At 58.4% G+C, this 20,529-nt stretch carries 17 protein-coding genes, 1 tRNA gene and 1 pseudogene; 6 read left to right on the forward strand and 13 right to left on the reverse strand.

Annotated features, from left to right (window positions below; genetic code table 11):
* Positions 1–410: 410 nt before the first annotated feature.
* Positions 411–1,214 carry a hypothetical protein gene (locus PQR63_RS22140; protein ID WP_408170234.1) on the reverse strand — a complete coding sequence of 268 codons (804 nt, stop codon included), beginning with the start codon at positions 1,212–1,214 and terminating at the stop codon, positions 411–413.
* Between the two features lie 375 nt (positions 1,215–1,589).
* On the opposite strand from PQR63_RS22140, the gene PQR63_RS22145 reads away from it, so the two are divergent.
* Both PQR63_RS22145 and trmB read left to right on the forward strand, forming a co-directional pair.
* Positions 1,590–1,663 (forward strand) — tRNA-Gly (locus PQR63_RS22145).
* Between the two features lie 103 nt (positions 1,664–1,766).
* Entirely contained in the window at positions 1,767–2,486 is a 720-nt protein-coding gene (gene trmB / locus PQR63_RS22150) for a tRNA (guanosine(46)-N7)-methyltransferase TrmB (RefSeq protein ID WP_408170237.1), read from the forward strand.
* 160 nt (positions 2,487–2,646) lie between these two features.
* On the opposite strand, the gene PQR63_RS22155 is transcribed toward trmB, so the two are convergent.
* The 4 genes from PQR63_RS22155 to PQR63_RS22170 all read right to left on the reverse strand — a co-directional run bounded on the left by PQR63_RS22155 (position 2,647) and on the right by PQR63_RS22170 (position 7,966).
* Positions 2,647–4,221: a methyl-accepting chemotaxis protein gene (locus tag PQR63_RS22155; RefSeq protein ID WP_408170240.1), complete on the reverse strand. Its 1,575-nt coding sequence runs from the start codon at positions 4,219–4,221 to the stop codon at positions 2,647–2,649.
* 141 nt (positions 4,222–4,362) lie between these two features.
* On the reverse strand, positions 4,363–6,219 hold the full coding sequence (gene recQ / locus PQR63_RS22160) for a DNA helicase RecQ (RefSeq protein ID WP_408170243.1): 1,857 nt from the start codon (positions 6,217–6,219) through the stop codon (positions 4,363–4,365).
* Entirely contained in the window at positions 6,220–7,092 is an 873-nt protein-coding gene (locus PQR63_RS22165) for an undecaprenyl-diphosphate phosphatase (RefSeq protein ID WP_408170245.1), read from the reverse strand.
* 19 nt (positions 7,093–7,111) lie between these two features.
* Positions 7,112–7,966 carry an undecaprenyl-diphosphate phosphatase gene (locus PQR63_RS22170; protein ID WP_408170248.1) on the reverse strand — a complete coding sequence of 285 codons (855 nt, stop codon included), beginning with the start codon at positions 7,964–7,966 and terminating at the stop codon, positions 7,112–7,114.
* Between the two features lie 207 nt (positions 7,967–8,173).
* Here PQR63_RS22170 and PQR63_RS22175 point away from each other — a divergent pair, with 207 nt between their 5' ends.
* Positions 8,174–9,820 carry an FAD-dependent monooxygenase gene (locus PQR63_RS22175; protein WP_408170251.1) on the forward strand — a complete coding sequence of 549 codons (1,647 nt, stop codon included), beginning with the start codon at positions 8,174–8,176 and terminating at the stop codon, positions 9,818–9,820.
* A 90-nt stretch (positions 9,821–9,910) separates the two neighbouring features.
* Positions 9,911–10,264: pseudogene (gene arsC / locus PQR63_RS22180) on the forward strand (arsenate reductase (glutaredoxin)); the annotation flags it as partial.
* Here arsC and PQR63_RS22185 read toward each other — a convergent pair.
* The 6 genes from PQR63_RS22185 to PQR63_RS22210 form a co-directional block, all read right to left on the reverse strand.
* On the reverse strand, positions 10,203–11,144 hold the full coding sequence (locus tag PQR63_RS22185; RefSeq protein ID WP_408170254.1) for a TauD/TfdA dioxygenase family protein: 942 nt from the start codon (positions 11,142–11,144) through the stop codon (positions 10,203–10,205). The pseudogene arsC and the gene PQR63_RS22185 sit on opposite strands and share 62 nt — an antisense overlap.
* 67 nt (positions 11,145–11,211) lie before the next feature.
* Positions 11,212–12,066, reverse strand: a complete 855-nt coding sequence (locus PQR63_RS22190) for an ABC transporter permease (RefSeq protein WP_408170257.1) — start codon at positions 12,064–12,066, stop codon at positions 11,212–11,214.
* On the reverse strand, positions 12,066–12,905 hold the full coding sequence (locus PQR63_RS22195; protein ID WP_408170260.1) for an ABC transporter ATP-binding protein: 840 nt from the start codon (positions 12,903–12,905) through the stop codon (positions 12,066–12,068). Before PQR63_RS22195 ends, PQR63_RS22190 begins: the two co-directional genes overlap by 1 nt.
* Before the next feature lie 38 nt (positions 12,906–12,943).
* Positions 12,944–13,480, reverse strand: a complete 537-nt coding sequence (locus tag PQR63_RS22200; protein WP_408170263.1) for a LeuD/DmdB family oxidoreductase small subunit — start codon at positions 13,478–13,480, stop codon at positions 12,944–12,946.
* The gene (locus PQR63_RS22205) at positions 13,477–14,763 is read right to left on the reverse strand and encodes a 3-isopropylmalate dehydratase large subunit (protein WP_408170265.1); all 1,287 of its coding nucleotides are present in this window, start codon (positions 14,761–14,763) and stop codon (positions 13,477–13,479) included. Before PQR63_RS22205 ends, PQR63_RS22200 begins: the two co-directional genes overlap by 4 nt.
* Before the next feature lie 5 nt (positions 14,764–14,768).
* The gene (locus PQR63_RS22210; protein ID WP_408170268.1) at positions 14,769–15,659 is read right to left on the reverse strand and encodes an isocitrate lyase/PEP mutase family protein; all 891 of its coding nucleotides are present in this window, start codon (positions 15,657–15,659) and stop codon (positions 14,769–14,771) included.
* Between the two features lie 412 nt (positions 15,660–16,071).
* Between PQR63_RS22210 and PQR63_RS22215 the strand changes: the two genes are divergently transcribed.
* Together PQR63_RS22215 and PQR63_RS22220 are read left to right on the forward strand one after the other, a co-directional pair.
* On the forward strand, positions 16,072–17,007 hold the full coding sequence (locus PQR63_RS22215) for a MaoC/PaaZ C-terminal domain-containing protein (protein WP_408170271.1): 936 nt from the start codon (positions 16,072–16,074) through the stop codon (positions 17,005–17,007).
* Positions 16,997–18,160, forward strand: a complete 1,164-nt coding sequence (locus tag PQR63_RS22220) for an acyl-CoA dehydrogenase family protein (protein ID WP_408170274.1) — start codon at positions 16,997–16,999, stop codon at positions 18,158–18,160. The genes PQR63_RS22215 and PQR63_RS22220 overlap by 11 nt, the downstream gene beginning before the upstream one ends.
* A gap of 146 nt (positions 18,161–18,306) precedes the next feature.
* Here PQR63_RS22220 and PQR63_RS22225 read toward each other — a convergent pair whose 3' ends face one another.
* Together PQR63_RS22225 and PQR63_RS22230 are read right to left on the reverse strand one after the other, a co-directional pair.
* Positions 18,307–19,134: an SDR family NAD(P)-dependent oxidoreductase gene (locus PQR63_RS22225; protein ID WP_408170277.1), complete on the reverse strand. Its 828-nt coding sequence runs from the start codon at positions 19,132–19,134 to the stop codon at positions 18,307–18,309.
* A 97-nt stretch (positions 19,135–19,231) separates the two neighbouring features.
* Complete coding sequence (locus PQR63_RS22230) at positions 19,232–20,416, reverse strand: lipid-transfer protein (protein WP_408170280.1); 1,185 nt, start codon at positions 20,414–20,416, stop codon at positions 19,232–19,234.
* Between the last annotated feature and the right edge of the window lie 113 nt (positions 20,417–20,529).

Raw genomic sequence — 20,529 nt, forward strand, 5'->3', positions numbered from 1 at the left:
GTGACTTCAGCTTTGTTTATAGAAGTAATTTTTTAGATCAGACAAAAAAAATGAAATGCATTTGTTGTATTTTTTTATCGCAATAACACACCGTGTGGGTGCAATGTGCCTTGCACTGATGACCGTCTCTTGCGGTTGTGCACATCGATTTCCAGCTTCAATAATGGGTTTAAACGGGAGTGGTACGGGGATTGGATTTGACGGCAGACCAGATCGGTCAACTGAAGAGCAACATGTGTGTTCGCTGCTGAAAGTACGGGCGCAGGCCGCTCGTCGTAAGCTTGGGAAGCTTCTGCTCTGCCATTGAGCTACACCCGCGTTGGGTAGGGATTATACCGGGTTACGGGTGGTTATTTCTGACGTTGGAAATTGCTGGGCGCGTTACTGGTGCGGCTACCTTGATTGGCGATTCATTTTTTCTCTTCCTCTGCAAGCGCTTTGTTCACATCGGTAATACGTGTATTAATTCCCGCCTTATCTTCATCCTTCGTCGTTGACGCATCGCGTTCTGCTTGCAAGGATTGCAGTGTCTGTTTTAAACGGGCAATGCGTTGTGCTGACGTTCCTTGTGTTCCCTCCAGAAGCGCTTTTTGCAAACCGTCGACAAATGAACAGGTATTGTGTAGATCGATCACGTCGCTGAATGCTTGATAGACGGGATACGTGTTCACGTCGCTCTTCATTAAAGTATGAATTGCGAGCATTTTTGTATCGCGCATTTCTACAATTTTCTTATCGACGGCAGTAACGAGCATCTGCTTATAGATGGTCTCGTTAATCAGAGAACGCTCTGAATTGCTAAATAGTGCCAATGCACCCAATATCGATTTTCCTTGTGCGCTAGCTGCAACCGCCGCACCACCAGCAAATAAACTCGTTGCCGTACCAAGAGTAATATTCCAAGCTGCCTCATTGCCATAGAGCCCCCTGCGGTAGCGCAAGCACTCCTCTGCCGAAGTCATCACTAAAGCTGAAATAGCAAAATTGCGTTGTTGCGTGCAGATGCCACCCAGGGTGGTTATGTCAGCACTGCTTAACGGTGCGTAGCATTTAGGCTCTGTGATGAGGGTGTTGGTCTTGGCCTTGAGTGTCTCGTATGTGGTTGTTAGCTCAAGAGAACTCAACGGGTGAGCCGAGTAAGGCTGATACATATGAGTGCAGCCAGCCAAGAAAGATAAAGACAACCCAGCTGTTACCTGATTTATTTTTAGCATCGCTTCCCCTAGTGAGTTTCTATTTGTTGTTTCACGCGGCTATTGGCTAAGTATTTTCGAAAATGTAAGGTGCCGTCAAGAAGATTATTCGATGAGAGAACCTAGCGCTGTCTCCCCACACATACCCACCCGAATGGGGGGCTGCCAGCGAATATCCCGACGTGGAGGTAACATTTTCGTTTTATTTCTTATTTTTATACTGCTATTTGAGTTTGCCAATACATACCGCAATTTATTACTCATCAATGCTAATTGCAGGCGGGCATTAATTATTTTTCGCCAATAAACCAATCAAGGCAGTCGCACCAGTAACGCGTCCAGCAATTTCCAACGTCAGAAATAACCATCCGTAACCCGGTATAATCCGTACCCAACGCGGGTGTAGCTCAATGGTAGAGCAGAAGCTTCCCAAGCTTACGACGAGGGTTCGATCCCCTTCACCCGCTCCAGGGTGCAAGGGAAATCACCGTTTTTCATCGCTGCTTTATTTGCGTCCCTTTTGCACGCCGCATAACAATTCCATCTTCAGATCCTTCGCTTCACGAGTCATTCATGTCAGAAAACAAATCCGGCAAACCGCTTTTTTACGATCCGACCGAACATCGTATCCGCAGCTTCGTCACACGTGCAGGTCGCTTGTCGGGCGCGCAGGCGCGTGCTATTGAGGAGCTGGGGCCGCAGTTCTTGTTGCCGTATGCAAAGGAGACGCTGGATATCGATGCGGCCTTTGGACGCTCGGCGCCGACGGTGTTTGAGATCGGCTTCGGCATGGGTGACACCAGCGCGAAGATTGCGGCAGATATGCCGGAGAAGAATTTCATCGGCGTGGAAGTGCATACGCCGGGCGTAGGTAGTTTGCTGAAGCAGATCGGTGAGCAGAGCCTGACCAATATGCGTCTGATCCAGCACGATGCGGTGGAAGTGTTGACCAACATGATTGCACCTGGCTCACTGGCCGGCGCGCATGTGTTCTTTCCGGATCCGTGGCACAAGGCGCGTCACAACAAGCGCCGCCTGATTCAGGGGCCGCTGGTGAGCCTGCTGGCGTCGCGTATTGCGCCGGGCGGTTACCTGCATTGCGCCACCGACTGGGAAGAGTATGCGATCCAGATGCTGGAAGTGCTGGGCGCGGAGCCGACGCTGAAGAACAACACCGACGCCGCTGAAGGTTATGCACCGCGTCCCGACTACCGCCCTGTCACCAAGTTTGAAAACCGCGGCCTGCGCTTGGGACATGGTGTTTGGGATCTGGTGTTCATCAAACAGCCTTGATATCTTTTTCTAACCTGTTTGCGATCTGTAGCGAGAGGCCATCAGCCGGTGACGACCGGAGCGGAGGAACCGGAGTGTACTTCAGCACATGAGGATTCCGAGCACCGCCCAAGGGTTTCCAATTCACGGATCATGGCCTCGCAGTAAGATCGCAGACAGGTTAGGCGCGCAGTTTGAACACACTCACTGCACGCGCCAACCCGGCGGCCTGATCCTGCAGGCTTTCTGCCGCGGCGGCGGCCTCTTCCACCAGCGCGGCGTTCTGCTGCGTGACCAGATCCATTTGCACGACTGCCCGGTTGACTTCGTCGATGCCGGCGCTTTGCTCGCGGTTGGCGCGGGTGATCTCGTCCATGATCTCTGCGACCTGGGCGACGGCGACGACGATCTCTTGCATGGTCTGGCCGGCGTTGCCGACCAGGCTGGTGCCGGTGCTGACTTTGGATACCGAGTCGCTGATGAGCTCCTTGATCTCTTTAGCGGCGGTTGCACTGCGTTGGGCCAGCGTGCGCACTTCTGATGCAACCACGGCGAAACCTCTGCCCTGTTCTCCGGCACGCGCGGCTTCGACGGCAGCGTTGAGCGCGAGGATGTTGGTCTGGAACGCAATACCGTCGATGACGCCGATGATGTCGACGATCTTGTGCGAGCTTTGCTCGATGGCGTTCATGGTGTCGACCACGGCGGCGACCATCTCACCGCCTTTTACTGCCACGCCGGAGGCATCGGCAGCGAGCTTGTTGGCTTGAAGCGTGTTCTCAGCGTTCTTTTGCACGGTGGAGGTGATCTCTTCCATGGAGGCGGCAGTTTCTTCGAGGGAACCGGCCTGCTCTTCAGTGCGTGACGACAAGTCCTGATTGCCGAGTGCGATTTCGGTCGAGGCGGTGGCGATGGTGTTGGTGCTGACGCGCACTTCGCTGACGATGCCGACCAGATTGTCGTTCATGTCTTTGAGCGCCTGCAAAAGTTGAGCAGTCTCATCCTTGCCGCTGACGACTACTTCCGAGCGCAAGTCCCCTGCGGCCACGGTCTGCGCAATGATGACGGCAGTATTGAGCGGACGCGTGATGCTGGTCACCAGCCAGAAGGTGACGATGCTGCCGAGGATCAGCGCCAGCACGATGGACACCACCAGCGTCAGCCGTGCCTCCCGGTAATCCGACGCGGCATCCAGCGCGATCTCTTCGCGGAATTTGTCAGCCGACTTGCGGACGTCGGCGACGATGTCGTCAATCATCTGCGTTGGCAGGCGATCTGCGCCTTTGACGGCGTCATCGACACGCCCTACGCTGTCGCGGTCTTCAGGCTTGTATTCCTTCTGGAGGGCGGCGAGATATTTGACGCCGAGATCGGCATGCGCCTGCTGGGCCTGCTTCAGTTTGTCGGTGCTCATACCGAGCGCGGGCAGCAAGCTGGTGAGCTTGTCCAGATTGACCTGCGTGGCTTTGCCCTCGTCGATAAAGGCCTGGCGGTATTTATTGAAGGATTCGGCATCCTTGCCGCGCAGCAAGGTGTTCTTCCACTCCTGCACCTGGATCTTGAATTGCACCTGGGCACTGCGAGCGGAGTCGATGGCTTTTTCGATGGTGCCGGCTTTTTGCATCGCCAGCGTATTCTGCTCAAAACTCTCGTTGAGCGTCATCCAGCCCCGAACGCCTACGAAGATGGTTGCCAGCAGCAACAACGCCGCCAGCAAACCGAGACGTGTACCTATCCTGAGATCGGTCAGCTTCATATACCCTCCATGCTTGTGGTTGCGCGGAAACAGTACTGCCAACAATGTCGGTCATGGCTTCAGCTTATTTCAGCATAGACCATCGGCGCTGTTGTCATACTGTTAATTAACGGCAAAGCATGATGCGTACCACAGGGTATGTCACTCAGAAATTTCCTGAATCAGAGCGATGATTTCCGTACCGTAAGTTTCCAGTTTCTTTTCGCCAACGCCGGTGACACCGCGCAGATCGTCGAGCGATGACGGCTTGGCTTTGGCGATTTCTCGCATGGTGGCGTCGTGGAAAATAACGTAGGCCGGCACGTTGTGTTTGCGCGCGGTCTCGACGCGCCACCAGCGCAGCTTGTCGAAGAGCGTTTGTTCTTCGGTCGACAGATCCGTTTCGGTGTAGTTGGATTTGGACGACGTGCGTTTTGGTTTGACCGGCTTCTGATATTGGCGCAGCTGGATCTTTTGCTCGCCGCGCAACACCGGCTTGGCCTCTTCGGTCAGTTTGAGCGAGCTGTAGTTTTCATGGTCAACGGTCAGCAAGCCAAGCGCGATGACCTGGCGCAGCACGGCGCGCCATTCAGCTTCGCCATACTCGCTGCCGATGCCGAACACCGACAATTGGTCGTGACGCCATTGCTTGACCCTCTCGCCGTCAATGCCCCGCAAGACATCCAGCACGTGGCCGGCGGCAAAGCGCTGTTCGACGCGATAGACGGTCGACAAGAGTTTTTGCGCCATCAGCGTGCCATCGAAGGAGACCGGCGGCGACAGACAGATGTCGCAGTTGCCGCAGGCTTGCTGGCCGTGCTGGCCGAAATAATCCAGCAGTCGCACGCGGCGGCAATGCAGGGTTTCGCACAGGCCGAGCATGGCGTCGAGCTTGACGCCGAGCACGCGCTTGAAGGTTTCGTCGGCTTCGGACTCGGCGATCATGCGGCGCTGTTGCACCACGTCTTGCAAGCCGTAGGCCATCCAGGCATTGGCGGGCAAACCGTCGCGGCCGGCGCGGCCGGTTTCCTGATAATAGCCTTCGATGCTCTTTGGCAAATCGAGGTGGGCGACAAAGCGCACATCGGGCTTGTCGATACCCATGCCGAAGGCGATGGTGGCGACCATGACGATCTTGTCTTCACGCAGGAAACGCGACTGGTTGGCGGTACGCTTGGCATAGTCCATGCCGGCGTGATATGGCAGCGCGTTGATGCCGCTCTGCTTGAGGAATTCGGCGGTCTCTTCGACCTTCTTGCGCGACAGGCAGTACACCACGCCGGCGTCGTCGGGATGCTCGCTCTCGATGAAGTCGAGCAACTGCTTGCGGCCGTTGGCCTTTTCGACGATCTGGTAGCGGATGTTCGGACGGTCGAAGGACGACACGAACTGGCGCGCATCTTCGAGCTGCAGGCGATGGATGATTTCTTCGCGGGTCTGCTGGTCGGCGGTTGCCGTCAACGCGATGCGCGGCACGTTGGGAAAGCGCTCGTGCAGCACCGACAGCTTGATGTATTCGGGACGGAAGTCGTGACCCCATTGCGACACGCAGTGCGCCTCGTCGATGGCAAACAGCGAGATGTGCGCCGCCTCCAGCAGGTCGAGGCAGCGCGGCGTCATCAGACGTTCCGGTGCGACATACAAGACATCGAGATCGCCGCTGCGCACGCGCCGCTCGATCTGCATTGCCTCATCAAAGGTCTGGGTGGAATTGAGGAAGGCGGCGCGTACGCCGACTTCGGCCAGCGCGTCGACCTGATCCTGCATCAGCGCGATCAGCGGCGACACCACCACCCCCACGCCATCGCGCACCAGCGCCGGCACCTGATAGCACAGCGACTTGCCGCCGCCGGTCGGCATCAGCACCAGCGCGTCGCCGCCCTGCACGACGTGCTGGACGATCTCCGCCTGCTGGCCGCGAAACGACGAATAGCCGAATACGGTTTCGAGGATGTGCAGCGCTTTGGATTGCTGCTCGTGGACGCGACCTGACACCGGCTCTGACACAATTTCAGACATTTATTGCAAGTATCCCTTGCTGACCGCAACCAGCAAAAACACGCCAAGTGCGGCGCGATAAACAATGAAAGGCCAGGTCGAAAAACGCTCCAGGAATTTCATCAATCCCCAGATCGCGCAAAACGCCGAAACGCTCGCGACCACAATACCGAATAACAATAGCGACCATGCCTGCAGCGGAATATGCGCATGCCACAGGACAGCCAGTTCTTTGAGGCCGGCCAGCGCGATCGCCGGCAAGCCGAGCAGGAAGGAGAAGCGCGCCGCTTCTTCCCGCTTGAAATTGAGAAACAGCGCAGCGGTCAAGGTCGACCCCGAACGCGATACACCCGGAATCAGCGCGCCGACTTGCGCAATACCGACGATCAGCGCGTCGCGCAGGCGCATTTCGTCGACGGTGCGGCGATGACGGCAAGCCAGCTCGGCAATCGCCAACAGAACCGCCATCGCGATGCACGACCAGCCGATCACCGACAGGCTGCGCAGCGGCGAGCCGCAGGCGTTCAACACATGCGACAGGGCCAGACCGGCGATGCCGATGGGGATGGTCGCCAGAATGATCGCGACCGCCAGGCGGAACATCGGGCTGTTGAAATCACGCTGCTTCCACGCAGTGATGCTGCCGGTGGTGACGGCCGAGACATCGCGCCAGAAATAGCTGACCACCGCAGCCAGCGCCGCCAGCTGCATCGCCGCCGAGAACGCCGAGCCCGGATCATGCCAGCCCAATACTGCCGGCACGATGCGCATATGCGCCGTGGATGAGATCGGCAACAACTCGGTGATGCCTTGCACGACCCCAAGAAAACCGATCTGGAGATAGTCCAGAGAGGCGAAGCCGATATCCAGACCGGCGCTGCAAACATTTGCCACGATAAATCCTTTGTTACTTTTATTCGACCCAGGCAACAACACCCGAATAAGCCGTACCCAAAATCACCAGACCGAACAGGATGCGATACCAGGCAAACACGGTGAAGTCATGCGAGCTGATGTAACGCAGCAACCAGCGCACGCACAGGAAAGCTGAAACGAAGGCGGCCAAGGTGCCGATGGTGAACAGCGGCGCATCGGCGGCGCTCAGCAAGGCGCGCTCTTTGTACAGCGAATAAATGGTGGCCGCGAACAGCGTCGGGATCGCCAGGAAGAAGGAAAACTCGGTTGCCGCCTTGCGCGACAGCCCGAACATCATGCCGCCGATGATCGTGGCGCCCGAACGGCTGGTGCCGGGGATCAGCGCAAAGGCTTGTGCGCAACCGACCTTGAAGGCATCCAGCGCTGTCATGTCATCCACGGAATCAATGCGCCCTGAGGAATAGCCCATGTTGCCCTTGTTGCGACGTTCCACCCACAGGATGATCAGACCGCCGACGATGAAGGCAATGGCGACCGGCACTGGTGCGAACAGGACTGCCTTGATCTTCTTGCTGAACAGGAAGCCGAGGATGGCGGCCGGCAGGAAGGCGATGATCAGGTTGATCACCAGGCGCTGCGCCTTGCGGTCGCTGAACAGACCGCCGATCACCGCGGCGATGCGGGCGCGGTATTCCCAACACACGGCGAGAATGGCGCCAGCCTGGATGACGATCTCAAAAACGTCGACTTTTTCTTTCGGAAAGGCCGGGCCGGCGAAATGCAACAGGCTACCTGCAAGAATCAGATGTCCGGTGGAAGAAATAGGTAGAAATTCGGTCAGGCCTTCTACGATGCCCATGATGAGCGCTTTGAGAGCGAGAATTGTGTCCATGCTGGAGGGAGGTTAAGTCAAAGGAACCGCAAAGAGCCGGAAAAAAAGCGGCTCCGGCGCCGGTCGAAGTCAGCATTTTACTGGTTCGGCACGGGACGGGTGCGTTTTTGCTTTGGCGCGAAAGAAACTGTGCGAGATTATTGAAGTCACACAATGCAGGCACAAGCAGCGCTTCATTCAATTGCTGTCCACTTCCGGAGAAGTGTAATGACGATTCGACATCATCCCGTACTGATCGCCGGCGCCGGCCCGACCGGCCTCACCGCCGCCATGGAGCTGTCGCGACTGGGCGTGCCGGTGCGTCTGATCGACAAGCTGACGGCGCCGTCAACGACATCGCGTGCCCTGGCGGTGCAGGCGCGCACGCTGGAGTTGCTGCAACAACGTGGTCTGACTGACAAGATGCTGGCGGCAGGCAACAAGGCCCATGCCGGCAGCCTGTACGGACGCGGCAAGTTGCTCGGCAAGGTCGATCTGAGCCGGATTCCCGGAAGGCACAACTATGTCCTGCTGCTATCGCAAGCCGAGACGGAACGCCTCCTGACGGAACAACTGGCGCTGCAAGGCGTGCAGATCGAGCGCGGCGTCGAGCTGATCGGCTTCGTGCAATCGCAGGCATCCACGCCGGCATCCACGTTAGCGAGCGGCGTACTGGCTGAACTGCGCCATGCCGATGGGCGCATCGAACAACTGCAGGCTGCGGCACTGATCAGTGCCGAGGGCGCACACAGCAGCGCGCGTCACGCGCTCAATCTGGCGTTTGAGGGCAAGTCTCTTAAACCGACTTATGCGCTGGCTGATCTGCATGTGGAGGGCGAGATCGCGTCGGATCAGTTGTCGATCTTCATTTCGGATCACGGCTTTCTGGCGATGTTTCCGCTGGCAGAGGGACATTTCCGCATGATCGCCATCGAGCCTGATGCGGAAATACAGCAAGACGACGAGCTGGTGCGCGATATTCCCGGCGATCCACCGACGCTGGCGCAATTGCAGGCGATCTACGATGCGCATTCGCCGGTACCGGCGACGCTGAGCGACATCGTCTGGAGTTCACACTTCCGCATCAATAGCCGCATGCTGCAGACGCTGCGGCAAGGCAATGTATTCTTCGGCGGCGACGCCGCGCATATTCACAGCCCGGCCGGCGGCCAGGGAATGAACACCGGCATCCAGGACATGATCGACCTGTGCTGGAAGCTGGCGCTGGTGCTGCAAGGCAGAGCCGACCCAGCGCTGCTCGACACTTACGAGCAAGACCGCCTGCCGGTGATCCGCAACATCGTCACGCGCACTGAAGCGGCCACCGATGTACTCAATTCGCGCAGTACGTGGGTGCATACACTGGTGACGCATATTGCGCCGCTGGCGCTGAACATCGACTTCGTCCAGGACACCGCCACGCGACTGATCAGCGAAATCAATGTTGATTACCGCAGCAGTCCGCTGTCGGTCACGCATGACGCCGGTGGCAGCCTGCACGGCGGTGACCGCTTGCCGGATATCGACGTGATCGCATGGGAACACAACAACAGCGAGGCAGAATCCCGCGAAGGCAATCTGTACGCGCTGCTCGATCCATCGCGCCTGACGCTGCTGATCGCACAAGGCCCGTCGGCGCCGATTCTGCCGCCAGACTGGCGCGAGCAATTACACCGCTGGGAAGGTGTGCTGACCATACGCCACATCGCTGCGGCGCTGGCGGAGGGACATGATCGTGAATTCAGGAATCTCTTCGGCTCTTACCATTTGCATGTCGCCCGGCCTGATTGTTATCTGGGCTTTGTGGGCGATGCGGCGCAATGGGATGCCTTGATTGCATGGCTGGATAAATGGTTTACGCCGCGTGCAGCGTGACGATACCTCCACAGCGCCGTGGCTTGCACGACGGCCGGTGCGGTGCATGACGTATACTTCCCGATCTGATTCCTCACGACCTCTATCCGCATGTCCGACATCACGATCTATCACAATCCAAAATGCAGCACGTCCCGCAACGTACTTGAGATGCTGCGTAATGCAGGCATCGAACCGCAAGTCATCGAATACCTGAAAACACCGCCTGACCGCGCCACGCTGAAGAAGATCGTCGCTGCGACCGGCCAGCCGGTAAGGGATCTCATGCGCCGTCGCGGCACGTCATATGACGAGAGAGATCTGGACAACGCCAAGTGGAGCGACGATCAACTGATCGACCTGATGCTGGAAGATCCAGTGTTGATCAATCGCCCCATCGTCGTCACGCCATTGGGTGCACGCCTGTGCCGGCCGGTGGAGAAACTACAGGAAATACTGCCGAAGGCATAAGGCTCACCTCCTCGGCGGGCGGCTCGGCAATACGCCCCGAAGGCTGTCCAAGCAAGGTGGTGCGATACATGATGCGGCGCTGGTTGTGATCGTAATCGGACAGCGCGATATGCATGGCGCTGCGGTTGTCCCACATCATGGTGTCACCGATCTGCCAGCGATGGCGGTAGACGTTTTCCGGCACGACGCTGTGGTCGTAGAGATATTGCAGCAGTGGCCGGCTCTCTTCCGCCGTCATCCCCTCAATCGACACCGACGTCATTTCACTGACATACAAGGCCTTGCGTCCGCTACCATCGTGCACACGCGCGATCGGCTGATACACCGGCGGATTGCGGCGGCGGATCTCGGCCAGTTCGTCGCTGGTGCGCGCCAGCCGCGTCTCGCGCGCCACCGACATGTCGTGCAGCGCATTGCGGCCATCGAGGATGGACTGCAAGGTCGGCGACAGACTCTCCCAGGCCTTATACATATTGCAGAACATGGTGTCGCCACCGACTTCGGGCAACTCCACACAATGCAGCAGCGAGCCTTTTGCCGGGCGTGTAGTGGTGGATAAATCGGAATGCCATTGACGGCCCACCGCCAGACGTTTTCCACCGGCTTCGTAGTTGGTCACCAGCAGAATCTCGGGATGATCGGGATGGCGGAAGCGGGGAACCGCCGCATGATCGTCGAGCGCACCGAAGTTGCGGCTGAAGGCGATGTGCTCTTCAAACGTCAGCGGCTGATTGCGAAACAGCAGGATGATGTAGCGGTGCCACGCATCGATCAAGGCCTGCACCGTCTCCGCATCCAACGGCCTGTGCATATCGATGCCGATTACTTCGGCACCCAGCGCCGAGGACAAGGGTTTCAAGGAAAAGCTACTCATGCTGCCTCCCGTTAAGTGGTGGCTACATCAGTTCGTCTCCGTCTTATTCCTACTTTTCTCTTATGTTTTATACGGTAGGAATGCGCGAACTATCAGCCCAGAACAAAGCTTTACGTTGCAAAAATCCCATCAGCACATGCAGACACACCCCGATCGCCGATAACACGAACAGCGTAGCAAATACACCCGCTGTATCGAGATTGACGTTCATCTGCATGATCGCGTTGCCGAGTCCCTTGCGTGAGCCGAGGAACTCGCCGACGATGGCGCCGAGGATGCTGAAGATGATCGCAATATTGAGTCCCGCGAAGATCATCGGCAGCGCGCCCGGCAAGCGCACCATCGTAAAAATCTGCCAGCGCGTCGCGCGCAGCGAACGCATCAGTTCCAGCCGCGCCGGATCGGTCGAGCGCAGGCCGCTGATGACATTGACCAGAATCGGGAAGAACGCAATCGTTGCGGCGATGATCACCTTGGAGGTCATGCCGAAACCGAACCACATGATGAACAGCGGCGCGACCGCTACCTTCGGCGTGGTCTGGATGGCGATGAGATAGGGATACAGCGTTTTTTCCGCCAGCGGAAATTGCGCAATCAAACCGCCCAGCACGATGCCGAATACCGCCGCCAGCAGGAAGCCTGACATAGCTTCGCCGAGCGTATAGAGCGCATTATCCCAATAACTGGTATTCATCAGCGACAGCGCGATATTGGACGGCGCCGGCATGATGTAGATCGGGATTTCGAAGTAGCGAATGATGGCTTCCCAGATCACCACCACGGCGACGAACACCGCCGGGATCAGGATCAGTTCTGGACGCGCCTTGAGCTTGCGGCGCAAACTGAAGGAGGCAGGCGCTGGCGTCACTGGCGTCGTTTGCGTATTCTGCGTGGTGGCCGCGCTGTTGTGCACGCTTTCCATCAGATGAATCCTTGCGTATTGAATTGGCTGCGAATGCGGTTGCTGAACACGCCGAAAGCGTCGGTCGACATGATGTCGAGTCCGCGTTCCGATGGCAGATCAACCGTGACCAGGTCGGCGATGCGTCCCGGCCGGTTGGACAACACCATGACGTGCGTGCCGAGAAAGATCGCTTCCGGAATCGAGTGCGTGACGAAGATGATGGTCTTGCCTGCCTTGCGCCAGATGCGCAGTAATTCAAGGTTCATCACTTCACGCGTCATGGCGTCGAGCGCACCGAAGGGCTCGTCCATCATCAGAATCGATGGATCGTGGATCAATGAACGGGCGATGGCGACGCGTTGCTGCATGCCGCCCGACAATTCGCTGGGATAGCGTCCGGCGAAGTCGGCCAAGCCGACCATTTCCAGCAATTCTTGTGCGCGCACGCGGCTGGCAGCCATGTCGAGGCCGAGTACTTTGGCCGGCAGCAGGACGTTGTCGATGGCGGTTTTCCACGGCAACAGCACCGGGCTTTGAAACACCATGCCAATGTCGCGATGCGGTTCGTGGACTTCTTCCCCGTTGACCTTGATCGACCCCGCCGAACGCGGGATCAAACCGGAGAGCAATTTGAGCAGCGTCGATTTGCCGCAACCGGAAGGACCGACGATGGTCATGAAGCCGCCTTGCGGCACGGTGACTGAAATCGGCCCAAGCGCCTGCACCTTGCCACCGTCGTGGGTGGCGTAGGTTTTTTCCAGCTCTTCGACGACGATGGCTGCAGCGGCGGGCTGGTTCAAATGAGTGCTTGCTTCCTGGCTGAATGAAGTGTCGCGCACGATAGACATGGCTGGCATCTAATTGACTCCTGAAGGTCACGCATCATACAGAGAATTCAAGTCGCTAAAGTCGTCTTTACAAATTCAAGTCCGCCGCCGGCGTTGACGATGTCCTGCAAAAATGGCGACAAAGGCTCGACCTGCATTTGCTTGCCGGTCGTAACGTTATGAATCTCGCCGCGGCTGAAATCGATGTCGAGCTGATGGCCGTCGTCGATGGCGTCAAGCACTTCTGTCGTGACCATCAATACCGGTACGCCCATGAAGATTGCCAGGCGAAAGGGGCCGCGTGAGAGCGAACGCACCAGCAAGCCGACGCCGAGCGCCTTCATCGCGAGGAAAGGATGGCTGTGGTTGCTGCCGTGCGCGAAGTTGCGACCGGCAACGATGACGTCACCCGGTTGCGCCTGCTGCGCGAACTCAGGACGCACTTCGGCGAGCAAGTGATGGCGCAACATGCGCGGATCGAATTCGAAGACGTGGCGCGCCGAGATCAACTGGTCGCTGGAGATGTCGCTGGAAAATTTCCAGGCACGGCCGCTGCTGGTTTTGCCGGTAGCTTTGCCGGTAGCGCCTGTAACCTCGGCCGTCATTGCACACCTCCCTTCGCGAAGGCGCGCGGGTCGGTGATATGTCCGGTGATGGCGGAAGCAGCCACGGTCATGGCGCTGGCGAGGAAGATCTCCGCCTCGTTGCTACCCATGCGGCCGGGATCGTTGCGCGTGCTGGTGCTGATGCGGCGTTCACCCGCGGTCAGCTGTGCGATACCGCCGAAACAAGGCCCACAGGTCGATGGCGAGATTTTGGCGCCGGCAGCGGTGAGTTCAGTCAGCAATCCTTCTTGCAGGGCTTGCTGGAAAACTTGCTGGGTCGCCGGGATCACCAGCAGGTTGACGTCGGCGTGCACCTTGTGGCCGCGCAGAATGGCGGCGGCGGCGCGGATGTCTTCAATCGAACCGGAAACGCAGGAGCCGATATAAGCGTGCTGGATCACGATGTCCGACATGGCCTGCGCTTCGCGCACATGATTGGGCGATGGTGGAATCGATACACGCGGCGTCAATGTCGACAGGTCAATGTCGATGGTCATGGCGTACTCTGCGTCGGCATCGCTATTGATTAACTCTGGCGGCTGCGGATCGCTCACGCCATGCTCCCGCAAATAATCAATGCAGCGCTGATCAACGGCGGCGATGCCTGACTTGGCGCCGGCGTCGACGCACAGCCCGCAAATGGTCATGCGTTCCGGCACAGACAAGGTCGACAGGCCCTCGCCCTGATATTCGATAACGCGGTAACTGGTGGCTTCATCGTCGAGTTGCTGCATGGTCGCCAGCACGATATCGCGTGCACCGACGCCGGGTGCGCAGGCGCCGTTCAAACGTACGCGTATGGTTTCCGGCACCTTCATCCAGATCTGGCCGGTGGCCAGCACCATGGATACTTCAAACCCGAACGGCACCGACAAGGCGCCGACCGCACCGAGGCCGGGCGCATGACTGTCAGCACCGGCGGCGAACATGCCCGGCGCGATCAGTCCCTGCTCGACCATCAGCGGATGGGTGATACCTGCGCCGTCAAAGAAATGGCCGACCGACAGTTCCAACGCCAGCTTGCGGGTGAGCTTGTTGCGTTCGGCGCCGGCGATGCTGTGCACCGGCACTTCGTGGTCGATGATGACGGCGACGCGTTCCGGGTGCGCCAGTTTGGTCACGCCAATTTCGCGGATGCGTTTGATGTAAGCCGAAAACGACACCTCGGGCGCGGTCACCAGATCGGGACTGGCCCAGATGATTTCACCGTGCTCAACAGGGCTGATCGACGGATCGCGACCGCTGGTACGAGCAAGGATTTTTTGCGTCATGGTGGCACCCATGTCGGCTAGCTCCCAGTGGATTCTGTCGGTACTTCGGGTTCGTTCAACTGCGCATCGAACGCGGCGGCGCGCTCAACGCCGACCAGACGGCCGACATCGGCGAACTTCGCCATGCCGTCCACCAGTTGGGCGGTGTCGCCTGCTTCAAACATGCTGCGCAGCATGGTTTGCTGCGCCTTGAATGTGGTCTGTATCAGCGATAAAGGATACAACGCCATGGCGAAGCCTGCTTGCGCCAATTGCTGTTGCGTGTAGCTTGGGCGCACGGTTTCGGCGGCAACATAAATTACGGGAATGTTGACGCTGGAAGCGACCGCTTCGAGTTCGGCCGGTGTGCTGAGCGACGGCACCATGACGGCATCGGCACCGGCGCGTTCCATCGCTTTGACACGTACGATGACTTCTTCCAGGCCATAGATGGTCATGGCGTCGGTGCGGCCAATGATGACGAATTCGCTGCTCTTGCGACCAGCTCTCGCGGCGCGCAGGCGCAACGCCATTTCTTCACTGGGCACAAGTTTCTTGCCGGCCATGGCGCCGCATTTCTTGGGCATGATCTGGTCTTCCAGATGCAGGCCTGCGATGCCGGCTTTTTCAAAGGCGCGGACTGTTTCGGCGATGTTGGCCGCGCCGCCGTAACCGGTGTCGGCGTCGACAATAACCGGGATAGAAACCGCCTCGGCAATGCGAGCCGCCTGCTGCACCATGTCGGTCATGGTCAGCAGGCCGATGTCCGGTTTGCCATAGCTGGACGCGAGCGAAAATCCTGTCATGTAGGCGGCCTGAAAACCGGCCTGCTCAATCAGCAATGCACCGAGCGGGTCATAGCAGCCAGGCACGGGTACGGCGCCGCCGCGGGCCAGCATGTCACGGATCAACGTTCCTGGGTGATGCATCGGTATGGTCTCCTTCGTACGCACGGTGAATCTCGCGTGTACTTTACCTGCACTGCGCCATAAATCGTAATTTTTTGATGCGCGTAGTTTTTTGATGCGCGAATTGTTTCCGACTTGCTGCCGATTCGTCTTCGCTTCTCGTTTTTTGCTTGTTCTATTTCTGCCGCTGCTGCGACATCCATCTGGCGACAACAACGCAATCCCTCGTCACGCCCACAAGGCGGTCTGCTTCGCTGTATTTATTTTTATTGACTTTAATTAATCATACTTAGTAGTATGTTTATGTCAAGGACGATTCTTCATTTTCCTTAGCCGCATTGCGGCATCCCTCCTTCATCGCCCTGATGTATCTGCAGTTCTCTCGTGCGCACCCGACGTAATCGTATTCGAACACCATCTGTGGCGAGGCCTCATGACCATCGACTATCGCAAGCTGATGCATTGGAAGATCCCGATCGCGCGGCAACACGTCAAGCCGCACGATTGCATGCTCTATGCGCTCGGCATCGGCCTGGGCGCCAATCCGCTGGATCGCGACGAGCTGCACTACGTCTACGAAGAAGGCCTGCGCGTGCTGCCGACCATGGCGGCGGTGCTGGCCTATCCTGGCTTCTGGATGAAGCTGCCCGAGACCGGCATCGACTGGACCCGCGTGGTACATGCCGAACAGCAAATCATCCTGCATCGCCCCCTGCCTGTTTGCGCGCGCCTCATCGGCGATACGCGCATCGTTGATATTGTCGACAAGGGGCCGGGCAAAGGTGCATTGATTTATCAGGAACGCGTCGTCACCGAAGAAAGCAGCGGCGAACCGATCTGCACCCTGCGCATGACCACCATGTGCCGCGGCGATGGTGGCGTGGAAGGCATGCCCTCGCCCGCTTCGGCACATACAGCGCATCCGGCGCCGGTTCCCTTGCCGGAAACGTCGCCCGACTATTGCATCGATCTGCCGATCCTGCCGCAAGCGGCACTGATCTATCGTTTGTCCGGCGACACCAATCCTTTGCATGCCGATCCCGATGTCGCGCAGCGTGCCGGTTTTGACCGCCCCATCCTGCAGGGGCTGTGCACCTTCGGCATCGCCGGTCACGCCATCTTGAAAACCATCTGCTGGACGCATAAGCTGGAGATCAAATCCATCGGTGCGCGTTTCTCCGCACCGGTTTTCCCCGGCGAGACGCTGCGCACCGAAATCTGGCGGCGCGATGCGGGCCGTCTTGTGTTTCGCTGCAGCGTGCCGGAACGCGATGTCGTGGTGCTCAATTTCGGCCAAGCGGATATAGCGCCACATGCGACCGATCTGCACACGCACACTGTCAACAAGGAAAAACTCCATGCCGCTTGATGAACAGACGCGCAGCCAATTCGTGACCGCGGTGGAGCGCTTTGTCGCTGAGCGTCTGCTGCCGGCTGAAGTACAGGTTGAACAGGACGGACGCGTGCCGGACGACATCCTCGGCGAAATGGCGGCGCTGGGCTTGTTCGGCCTGAGCATTCCCGAACAATGGGGCGGGCTTGGTCTGGGCATGGATGACGAGGTGGCGGTACTGATTGCCCTATGCCGCGCCAATCTGTCGTTCCGCTCTGCCATCGGCATCAACAACGGCGTCGGCTCGCACGGCCTGCTGACCTATGGCAGCGATGCCCAGCGCGAACGTTATCTGCCGCAGTTGGCCAGCGGCGAAATGATTGCGTCGTTCTGCCTGACTGAACCAGACTGCGGCTCGGATGCCGCCGCTTTGCGCACCAGCGCACGTCTCGATAGCGATGGCGATCATTGGGTGCTCGATGGGGTCAAGCGCTACATCACCAATGCACCTTCGGCCGACGTCTTCACCGTGATTGCGCGCACCGATCCGGCGAGTCGCGATCATCGCGGTCTGTCGGCATTTCTGGTGGATCGCAATGCGCCCGGCCTCAGCATCGGCAAGTCTGATCGCAAGATGGGATTGCACGGATCGCATACGGCCGACGTGACCTTCGAGCACTGCCGTATTCCAGCGAACGCCGTCATTGGCGAACCGGGCCTGGGATTTGCGTTGGCGATGTCGTCACTCAACCGCGGCCGGCTCAGTATCGCCGCCGCAGCCATCGGCGCCGGGCTGCGCCTGATGGAAGAAGCGCTCGATTACGCCACGCAACGGCGCAGCTTCGGCGAACCGATAGCCCAGCATCAGCTGGTGCAAGCCATGCTGGCCGATTCCGAAACGGAATTGTTCGCCGCACGTTGCATGCTCGAGCACACCGCGCACCGCTTCGATCAGGGACTGCCCGTGATTAAGGAGGCATCGTGCTGCAAGCTGTTCGCCACCGAAACGGTCGGCAAGGTGGCAGATCGCGTGCTGCAAATTTTCGGCGGCGCGGGTTTCATGGCGGAATATCCCATCGAGCGCATCTACCGCGACGTGCGTGTGATGCGCATCTACGAGGGGACGTCGCAGATTCAGCAATTGCTGATTGCGAAACAGATGCTCAAGGAGCATGCCGGAAAACGCTGACGTTGTTGTACAGTTTCAGCAATGATTTACCTCCGTCGTCCCAGCGCACGCTGGGACTCAGTGGCGTTCAATGCCTATCCGACGGTGATTAAGACGCTGGATCCCAGCGTGCGCCGGGATGACGGGATCCTTTTTTAAAATCGCCGTTACGGGCGGCCACCGCCGCAAATCACGATCTGCCCGCTGATGTAGTTCGACTCCGGAATACAGAACAGATACACCGCTCCCGCCGCTTCCGCCGGTGTGCCTGCGCGGCCCATCGGGATCATCGTTTCCAGATTTTTCATCAACTGCTGATTGACGCCGACCTTGATCTCTTGTCCCGAGATGTTGATGGTGGCGTCATCACCGGCGGTAGCTTCGGTCAAGCGTGTCTTGATCAGGCCGAAGGCAACGCTGTTGACGTTGATCTTGTAACGCCCCCACTCTTTCGCCAGCGCTTTGGTGAGACCGTTGATCGCCGACTTGGCAGCGGAATAATTAGCCTGTCCGGCATTGCCCATCACGCCCGATACGGATGAAATATTGACCACCTTGCGGAACACTTCCTGGCCTTTCTCCGCCTCTTCTTTCGCGGCGCGGCGGAAATACTCCGATGCTGCACGCAGAATGCGAAACGGCGCCGTGACGTGCACGTCCATGATGGCGTCCCACTGTTCGTCGGACATTTTCTGGATCACGTTGTCCCAGGTGTAACCGGCGTTGTTGACGATGATGTCGAGGCGGCCGAAGGTAGACAGCGCGGACTCGATGAAGCGCGCCGCGAATTCAGGCGCGGTAACGTTGCCGACGCAGGCTGTGGCGCGACCGCCGGCGGTGATGATTTCTTGCGTGACGCTCTCGGCGACGGCTGCGTCAAGATCGTTGATGACAAGCGCGGCGCCGTCGGCTGCCAGCTTGAGCGCAATCTCGCGTCCGATGCCGCGTCCCGAACCGCTGACGATGGCGACTTTTCCTTCCAGCTTGCTGCTCATATGGTCTCCTTCAATGAGTCAAACGTGAGTAAAAAGAATCGGCGAACAGGCGGCTTGCCCTGACGTGGTGTCGGGGCCGCTCGATTTTTATCGTGTTTTATTGTTGTTGATACAGCGTGACGACGCAGGCGCCACCCAGGCCGAGATTGTGCTGCAATCCCCAGCGCGCACCGTCGACTTGGCGCTGCTCGGCTTGCCCGCGCAATTGCCACACCAGCTCGGCGCATTGCGCCAGACCGGTCGCGCCGAGCGGATGCCCTTTTGACAGCAGACCGCCGGACGGATTGGTGACGATCTTGCCGCCGTAGGTGTTGTCGCCGTCGAGGATAAATTTTTCTGCGGTGCCGGGCGGTGTCAGTTTGAGTGCTTCGTAACTAATCAATTCATTGGCGGTGAAGCAGTCGTGCAATTCGACCACGTCGATGTCTTCCGGACCGACGCCGGCTTCGGCGTAGACGCGTTCCACTGCCGTTGCCGTCATGTCGTAACCGACCAGTCTACGCATGTCACCACTGCCGAAGGATTCTGGCCGGTCGGTGGTCATCGCCTGCCCCGCAATCGCAACGCGAGAATCGAGCTTGAACCAGCGCGCAAAACGTTTTGAACACAACACCGCCGCTGCCGCGCCGCAAGTCGGCGGACAACATTGGAAGCGCGTCATCAGGCCGAATACTTGTGGCGACGCCATCACTTCTTCCAACGTCAGCGGTGCGCGAAAAACGGCATAAGGATTATGTGCGGCATGACGGCGTGCCTTCACCGCGATGCGTCCGAAGGTCTCCGGTGCGATGCCGTACTGATCGAGATAGGCCTGCCCGGCGCCACCAAAAAATTGCGCAGCACGCGGTGCGTTGTCATCGAACCCCTGGATGCTTTTCATCACATCGGCAAAGCGTTGCAGCGGTGCCGGCCGATCGGTGTAAACCGTCTTGAGCGCACCCGGCGCCATTTGCTCTACGCCGACGACCAATGCGCAGTCGATGGCGCCGCAAACGATTGCCTGACGCGCAAGAAAAAGCGCGGTGGAACCGGTGGCGCAATTGTTGTTGACGTTGATGATGGGGATGCCGGTGAGACCGACTTCGTAGAGCATCGCCTGACCGCAGGTGGAGTCGCCGTAGACGTACCCGGCATAGGCTTGTTCGATGGCTTCGTAACGTAACCCGGCATCGTTGAGTGCAGCACGAATTGCCGCCGCGCCCATGTCCACATACGACGCACTCGTACCTGGTTTGGCAAAGGGAATCATACCTACACCGGTTACATAAACTTTTTCGCTCATGACCGTCTCCTCGCCTCTTTGGAGGCTTCGCCGGCAAGATTTTTAGCTGGCGTGTAAAGTATTGCGAACGCGTGTACTAATATTTTAGTTGGCCAAAGCAAATGTTTCTGCTT

Origin of the sequence: Herbaspirillum rhizosphaerae, assembly GCF_046025915.1 — a bacterium.
Taxonomy (GTDB): Bacteria; Pseudomonadota; Gammaproteobacteria; order Burkholderiales; family Burkholderiaceae_D; genus Herbaspirillum; species Herbaspirillum rhizosphaerae_A.

Coding starts and splice junctions, on each gene's coding strand:
- recQ (WP_408170243.1), bottom strand. CDS start 6,219: ATGTCTGAAATTGTGTCAGAGCCGGTGTCAGGTCGCGTCCACGAGCAG.
- trmB (WP_408170237.1), top strand. CDS start 1,767: ATGTCAGAAAACAAATCCGGCAAACCGCTTTTTTACGATCCGACCGAA.
- PQR63_RS22230 (WP_408170280.1), bottom strand. CDS start 20,416: ATGAGCGAAAAAGTTTATGTAACCGGTGTAGGTATGATTCCCTTTGCC.
- PQR63_RS22170 (WP_408170248.1), bottom strand. CDS start 7,966: ATGGACACAATTCTCGCTCTCAAAGCGCTCATCATGGGCATCGTAGAA.
- PQR63_RS22210 (WP_408170268.1), bottom strand. CDS start 15,659: ATGCATCACCCAGGAACGTTGATCCGTGACATGCTGGCCCGCGGCGGC.
- PQR63_RS22200 (WP_408170263.1), bottom strand. CDS start 13,480: ATGACGGCCGAGGTTACAGGCGCTACCGGCAAAGCTACCGGCAAAACC.
- PQR63_RS22215 (WP_408170271.1), top strand. CDS start 16,072: ATGACCATCGACTATCGCAAGCTGATGCATTGGAAGATCCCGATCGCG.
- PQR63_RS22195 (WP_408170260.1), bottom strand. CDS start 12,905: ATGCCAGCCATGTCTATCGTGCGCGACACTTCATTCAGCCAGGAAGCA.
- PQR63_RS22185 (WP_408170254.1), bottom strand. CDS start 11,144: ATGAGTAGCTTTTCCTTGAAACCCTTGTCCTCGGCGCTGGGTGCCGAA.
- PQR63_RS22175 (WP_408170251.1), top strand. CDS start 8,174: ATGACGATTCGACATCATCCCGTACTGATCGCCGGCGCCGGCCCGACC.
- PQR63_RS22155 (WP_408170240.1), bottom strand. CDS start 4,221: ATGAAGCTGACCGATCTCAGGATAGGTACACGTCTCGGTTTGCTGGCG.
- PQR63_RS22205 (WP_408170265.1), bottom strand. CDS start 14,763: ATGGGTGCCACCATGACGCAAAAAATCCTTGCTCGTACCAGCGGTCGC.
- PQR63_RS22220 (WP_408170274.1), top strand. CDS start 16,997: ATGCCGCTTGATGAACAGACGCGCAGCCAATTCGTGACCGCGGTGGAG.
- PQR63_RS22140 (WP_408170234.1), bottom strand. CDS start 1,214: ATGCTAAAAATAAATCAGGTAACAGCTGGGTTGTCTTTATCTTTCTTG.
- PQR63_RS22190 (WP_408170257.1), bottom strand. CDS start 12,066: ATGGAAAGCGTGCACAACAGCGCGGCCACCACGCAGAATACGCAAACG.
- PQR63_RS22225 (WP_408170277.1), bottom strand. CDS start 19,134: ATGAGCAGCAAGCTGGAAGGAAAAGTCGCCATCGTCAGCGGTTCGGGA.